The 6,146-nt window shown below is 70.9% G+C and carries 5 protein-coding genes; all 5 read right to left on the bottom strand.

The window, feature by feature from the left end; genetic code table 11:
* Positions 1 to 85: 85 nt before the first annotated feature.
* Complete coding sequence (locus ACFVGO_RS37535) at positions 86 to 1,603, bottom strand: FAD-dependent monooxygenase (protein ID WP_380636657.1); 1,518 nt, start codon at positions 1,601 to 1,603, stop codon at positions 86 to 88.
* Positions 1,604 to 2,016: 413 nt separating this feature from the next.
* Positions 2,017 to 3,435 (bottom strand): dipeptidase, encoded by a 1,419-nt coding sequence (locus ACFVGO_RS37530; protein WP_380636656.1) that lies wholly within the window; start codon positions 3,433 to 3,435, stop codon positions 2,017 to 2,019.
* Positions 3,428 to 3,865, bottom strand: a complete 438-nt coding sequence (locus tag ACFVGO_RS37525) for a hypothetical protein (RefSeq protein ID WP_359914560.1) — start codon at positions 3,863 to 3,865, stop codon at positions 3,428 to 3,430. The genes ACFVGO_RS37530 and ACFVGO_RS37525 overlap by 8 nt, the downstream gene beginning before the upstream one ends.
* Positions 3,862 to 5,352 carry an APC family permease gene (locus ACFVGO_RS37520; protein ID WP_380636669.1) on the bottom strand — a complete coding sequence of 497 codons (1,491 nt, stop codon included), beginning with the start codon at positions 5,350 to 5,352 and terminating at the stop codon, positions 3,862 to 3,864. Before ACFVGO_RS37520 ends, ACFVGO_RS37525 begins: the two co-directional genes overlap by 4 nt.
* Positions 5,353 to 5,579: 227 nt before the next feature.
* The coding region (locus ACFVGO_RS37515; protein WP_380636654.1) for a hypothetical protein at positions 5,580 to 6,146 on the bottom strand (567 nt) is incomplete at its 5' end.

Here is a 6,146-nt window from a genome sequence, read left to right as displayed (position 1 = left end):
GGGCTGGAGGGGTCACCGCGTCCGCACGGTCCGACGTCCGGGCTCGGGGAAGCGGACGTTCTCGGGGTGCCGGGCGGTGCCCGTTTCAGCTCTCCGGACTGCCGAACCAGCGGCCCGCGGCCCGCTCGAACCCTTCATGATCAGGTGCGTGGCCGCCTGCCCAGGCGACCACGCCGTCGGGCCGGACCAGCACGGCACCCAATCCGAGGTCGTCCTTCGCCGGACCGGCCGCGTACCGCATCCGGCCCTCCCAGCCCCTCGCCGGAGCGTGCAGGCATCGGTCGGCGCTGAAGTCGAGCGTGACGCCCCGTCCGTCCCGCATCAGGTCGCCAAGACGGGTGCCGTCCTCCAGGCGAAGGTCCGGGGCGCTGCGGCCGACCAGCGGGTGCTCGCTGCCGAGGTCGTAACGGATGGACGATCCCGACATCCTCTCGAACACGTAGGTCGCTCCGTCACGGGTGTTGATCAGGTCGCGAATCACCCCTTGGACGGCCTGGCCGTGCGGGTCCGGCCGCATGGCCGCCACCTGTGCGCGCGACCAGTCGAGCACGGCCGACCCCACCGGACGGCGCTCGCGGCCGTAGGTGTCGAGAAGTCCGTCCGGCGCGTGTCCGTGCACGGCCGCCGCCAGCTTCCATCCCAGGTTCAGGGCATCGCCGATACCGGCGTTGAGTCCCTGCCCGCCCAGGGGCGAGTGGATGTGAGCGGCGTCGCCCGCGAGCAGGACGCGTCCGCGCCGGTAGGCCGTCGTCTGCATCGCCCGATCGGTGAAGCTCGACGCGAGACGGACCTCGCTCAGCGTCACGTCGGTGCCGGACACCCGGCGCAGAACCGTCTGGAGATGGTCGCGCGTCGGCTGCCGCGAGCGGTCGAACGCGCCGCCGTCGAAGTCCAGCACGGCGATGTAGTCCCCCGCGGGCTGGAGGTACATGCCCGTCGGCGTCAGATTGAACCCGGGGCTCAGCTTCTCGGGGTCGGCGACGGTGGCGAGCATGGTGTAGCCGGTGCACAGCGGCTCGGTCCCGACGAAGTCGAAGCCCGCGAGCCCGCGTACGGTACTGCGTCCGCCGTCGCAGCCGACCAGCCAGCGTGCCGTGTAAGCGTGTTCGCCCGCCTGCGCGATCACGCTCCCGTCGTTGTGCGCGATGGCGGAAACCGTGACGCCGCGCCTGACGTCCACGCCCAGCTCGGACGCCCGCTCGGCCAGCACCGCCTCGATGGCTTCGACGTGTGTCGGCATGCCCTCCGGTGCCGGGTTGGGCAGCCGGTACGGCAGGGCCGCGAAGTCGATCTTGGCCGGATCGAGCATCATGCCGGCGAAGTGGCCACCGCGACGAGGAATTGACGGCGCGCCCGGTCCCGGGTTCGCGCCGGGCGCATCGTCGACGCCCGATGCCTTCAGCAGTTGCTGCAGCATCCCGCGGCGGTGGAACGCCTGGACCGAGGCGGAGGACAGGCCCCGGATGCCGAACGGCAGCGCCTTGAACGGCGAGCGGGGTTCCGGATCCCGCTCGAGCACCAGGACCGAGCAGCCCGCGAGGCCGAGCTCGCAGGCGAGGAACAGCCCCACCGGGCCGGCGCCCACGATCACTACGTCATGCACAAGAGATCCCCTTCCCCTGAATCCGCAGCCGGATCGGCACCCGGCGGGACCTCTCGAAGGTCCCAGAGCCCACCTGCATCCGACCGACGCGTCACCGACAGGCCGCTGACACCCGACCGGCAGCCCGCCGGGCACGCCGCCCCGCGCGCCCCCGGTCGGTGCCCGGCCCCGGGGTTCGCGCGGCGCTGCCCGGTCCCAGCGGAACGCGACGGCCTTGCGGGCGGCTCACTCGGCGAAGGGGCGAGGGGCCGGCCGAGGACCCGCCGGATGTCCGGGCTGGTGCGCAGGATCGGTGGCACGCGGGCGGCGGCGATGCCCGCGTCGATCCAGGACAGTCCTTGCCGGCCGAGCGCGGCCGGCGATCACCAGCCCGCCGCCGTTGGCGAGCGCGATCAGCACGCACGAGGCCACGATCAGCAGTAGTCCGCCGAGGAAGACGCGGCGCCGTCCGAAGACTGGCCGTGGTCGGCACCGTAGTAGCGCAGGAAGAGCGCTTCGGCGTGGGCCATCCGCTCGATCTCCGACGGTTCGACACTCTCGTTCGGCGCGTGGATCAGGCAGCGGGGTTCCTCGACGCCCATCAGGATCAGTTCGGCGTCGGGGAACGTGCCGGCGAGGACGTTGCACAGCGGGATCGAGCCGCCCTGGCCGAGGAAGGAGACCGGTTTGCCGTAGGCGTCCCGCACCGCACGGTCGAGAGCGGCGTAAGCCGGGCCGTCCGTGGAGGCACGGAACGCCGAGCCGGTGCCCTCCCGTTCCACCTCGACCCTCGCACCCCACGGTGCCGCTGCCCGGAGGTGAGCGGCCAGCGCGTCGGCCGCGGCAGCGGCGTCCGTGCCGGGCGGCACACGCAGGCCGACCCGGGCCCTGGCCGTGGCGGGGACGGCGGCGGCGGAGCCGACCACCGGCGGGCAGTCGATGCCGAGGACGGTGACGGCCGGGCGCGCCCACAGCCGGTCCGCGACGCTTCCGGAGCCGAGCAGCCCGACCCCGTCCAGCACCCCGGCGTCCGCGCGGAACTGTTGCTCGTCGTAGCCGATCCCCGGCCAGATGCCGTCGTTGTCCAGGCCGTTGACGCGGGTGGTGCCGTCGGTGTCGCGCAGGGAGTCCAGCATGCGGATCAGCGCGGCCAGGGCGTCCGGGGCGGGGCCGCCGAACATGCCGGAGTGCAGGTCCCCGGCCAGCGTGGAGACGGTCACGACGACGTTGGCCAGGCCGCGCAGCACGGTCGTTGCGGTGGGGATTCCCACGGCCGCGTTGCCGGTGTCGCAGATGAGCAGCGCGTCCGCCCGCAACTCGTCGGCGTGGTCGGGGACGTAGGCCTCCAGCCCGCCGGTGCCCTGCTCCTCGGAGCCTTCGACCACCAGCTTGAGGCCCACCGGGATGTCGTCGCCCAGTGCGCGCAGAGCCGTGAGGTGCATGACGATGTTGCCCTTGCAGTCGGCCGCGCCGCGCCCGTACCAGCGGCCGTCGCGCTCGGTGAGCTCGAACGGAGGGGACTGCCAGGCGGAGTCGTCGAGGGGCGGCTGCACGTCGTAGTGGCTGTAGAGCAGGACGGTGGGGGCTCCGGGCGGGGCCGGTCGGTGGCCGAGCACCGCGTGGCTGCCGTTCGGGGTCGCCGCGAGCCTGACGTCCTCCAGTCCTGCCTCGGCGAAGGCCGCGGCGACCCATTGGGCGGCGTGCAGGCAGTGCTCGGGCGGGAACTGGCGGGCGTCCGCGACCGACGGGATCCGGACCAGCTCGGCGAGGTCGGCCTTCGCCCGGGGCATGAGTGCGGCCACCCGGTCGGCGAGGTCGTCGGTCGGGTCGTTCGCCGGTCCGGGCTCAGTCATTGATCACGTCCGCGGTCTTGAGGCTGTTGATCTTCTTCTGGTAGTCGTCCAGCCTGTCCGGGCAGTACACCTTGATCACCTCGGCGCCGGCCTCAAGGATCCGCTGGTCGGCGATGATCGGGCGCTGTCCGGGGCCACCTGCTCCGTTGGAGAGCTGGACCAGCCAGAGGGCGCGTTTGAGTGCCGAGTTGGGGTCGTCGCAGACGGGGCCTCCGCTGGTGCCGAGGGTGAGGGCGAGGTTCTCGACATCCTGGGAGTGGAAGCCCTGGGCGACGAGGGCGTCGTTCAGCTGGTTCGCCTTTCGGTGGGCCTCGTTGGTGGCCCGCTGCTGGGTGTACGTGAGCAGCCCGATGATCATCATGGCGACCAGCACCACGATCGCGCCGATGTAGATCCAGCGGTGCTGGGACCGCATCAGGGTGGGGCTCATGCGGCGCCTCCGTCCACGGGAACGGCGTCCGCGTCGGGCTGGCGCCAACCGGGCTTGCGCGCCTTCAGGAAGCCGAAGGGGATGACCACTCCGAGGAGCAGCAGGCCGCCGCCGACGATGGCGACGTACGTCCAGCCGCTGCCGCCGCCGAACTGGGAGGACGGGATGAAGCCGATCACCATGGCCAGCGCGGAGGCGACGAAGCCGACCACGCAGAGCGTGGTGAGCACCGGCGCACGGTAGCCGCGGGGGTGGTCCGGCAGCTTGCGGCGCAGTTGGACGGCGGCCAGGAACATCAGCAGATACATGATCAGGTACACCTGGGTGGTGATCACCGAGAAGATCCAGTAGACACTGGACACGTTCGGGATCAGTGCGTACAGCAGGGCGATCACCGTGGTGAGCAGGCCCTGGGTGACCAGGATGTTCTGCTGGATGCCGTGCTTGTTGAGCTTCTGCAGGTAGGGCGGGAGGTAGCCCTCCTGGCGGGAGATCAGCAGCAGGCCCTTCGAGGGGCCGGCCAGCCAGGTGAGCATTCCGCCGAGCGAGGCGGCACAGAGCGCGAACGCGACGATCGGGACCAGCCAGCCGATGTGGAAGTACTGGAAGAAGGCGTCGAAGGCCTGCATGACTCCGGCGGTGAGGCTGAGCTGGTCGGCCGGGATGACCCAGCTGATGGCCAGGGCCGGCAGGATGAAGATCAGCAGCACCATGCCCATGGCCAGGAACATCGACTTCGGGAACTCCTTGGCCGGGTCGCGGAGCTTGTTGACGTGGACCGCGTTCATCTCCATTCCGGAGTAGCTGAGGAAGTTGTTCACGATGAGCACCAGGCTGGCGATGCCGGTCCACTCGGGGAGGATGTGCGAGGCGTTCATCGGTGCGGCGGAGGCGTTGCCCTGGCCGAGGAAGACGAACCCGAGCAGGACCAGCAACGTGCCGGGGATCAGCGTGCCGATGATCAGACCGCCGGAGGCCAGCCCCGCGACGGCATTCGTGCCGCGGGAGGACACCCAGACGCCGGTCCAGTACAGCACCACGATGACGATCGCGGTGTAGACGCCGTTGCTGGCCAGCGCCGGGTTGATCACGTAGGAGATCGTGCTGGCCACGAAGGCCAGCAGGCTGGGGTAGTAGAAGATCGTCATGGCGAACTGGCACCAGACGGCGAGGAAGGCCAGTGGCTTCGACAGCCCCTGCGCCACCCAGTTGTAGACACCGCCGCTCCAGCCGGAGGCCAGCTCGGCCGACACCAGCGCGGTGGGCAGCAGGAACACGATGGCCGGCACCAGGTACAGGAAGACACAGGCGAGGCCGTACACCGCCATGGTGGGCGAGGCGCGCAGGCTCGCGACGGAGCTTGTCGTCATCAGTGCCAGCGTCAACCAGGTGATCTTCTGCGATCCGGCCGTTGCCCGCGCAGCGTCCGCGGCCCGGGCGCCGCTCGATCGCTCGGCATCGTCCGCCGGCACCTCCGAACTGCTCAGGGGAGGCCGCCTTGAGAGCGGTTGCCCAGCAGGAGCAGGAGCAGGCGGCCGGATGGACGGCGGAGAGCCGAAGGGCTCGCACAATCCGGACGAGGTTCCGCGCGGCGACGCCGGGCCGTGGACCGGGCGCAGGATTGAGCAATTTCGGTGGGTGGTGGGGCGGAGCCGCTCGCGGCCCGCGCTGCCGCCGGGCTGATCGCCCCACCACCGGGTGTCCGGTGTGGTGCTTACGGGTGGGTGGCCTTGATGTTGGGCTGGGTCTTCTGGTTGTAGATCTCCTTGCCGTCCGCGTTGTAGGCGTGGACGTAGGGGGCCGGGGGGAAGGAGTTCGCGTTGCTTCCGGTGGAGACGGCCGCCGTGTAGGCGAAGGCGCCGCCCGCCATGACGGCCGGGTACTGGGTCGGGTCGTCGCCGTAGCTGATGGTGACCTTGGCGACATCGGGTGTGTAGTGTCCGGCGCCCAGCGAGAGGAACTGCCCGGCACCGGCCGGGGTGCTGAAGCTGTCGAAGAACGAGATCAGGTGACCGGTGCCCCACAGGCGGTCGTTGATGAACGTCGCGGGGACGGACTTGCTGTTGCCCTGGTGGCCCTTCGACTCGCACTGCACGTACTGGCCGGCGGAGTTGACGGCGATGACCACGCCGTCGGTGTCCGGCGAGGCGACGGGAGCGCGGACCGCGATCACCGCCTGGTACTGCGACGCGTCGGAGCCCAGGCAGGAGGCCAGGATCCCGGCGACGGCCCCGGCCTCGATCGGGGTCGTCGCCGTGCTGGTGACGGTGAAAGCCGCCGG

Source organism: Kitasatospora sp. NPDC057738 (assembly GCF_042798815.1).
GTDB lineage: Bacteria > Actinomycetota > Actinomycetes > Streptomycetales > Streptomycetaceae > Kitasatospora > Kitasatospora lactacystinica.
This window is presented reverse-complemented; position numbering and strand designations above follow the sequence as displayed.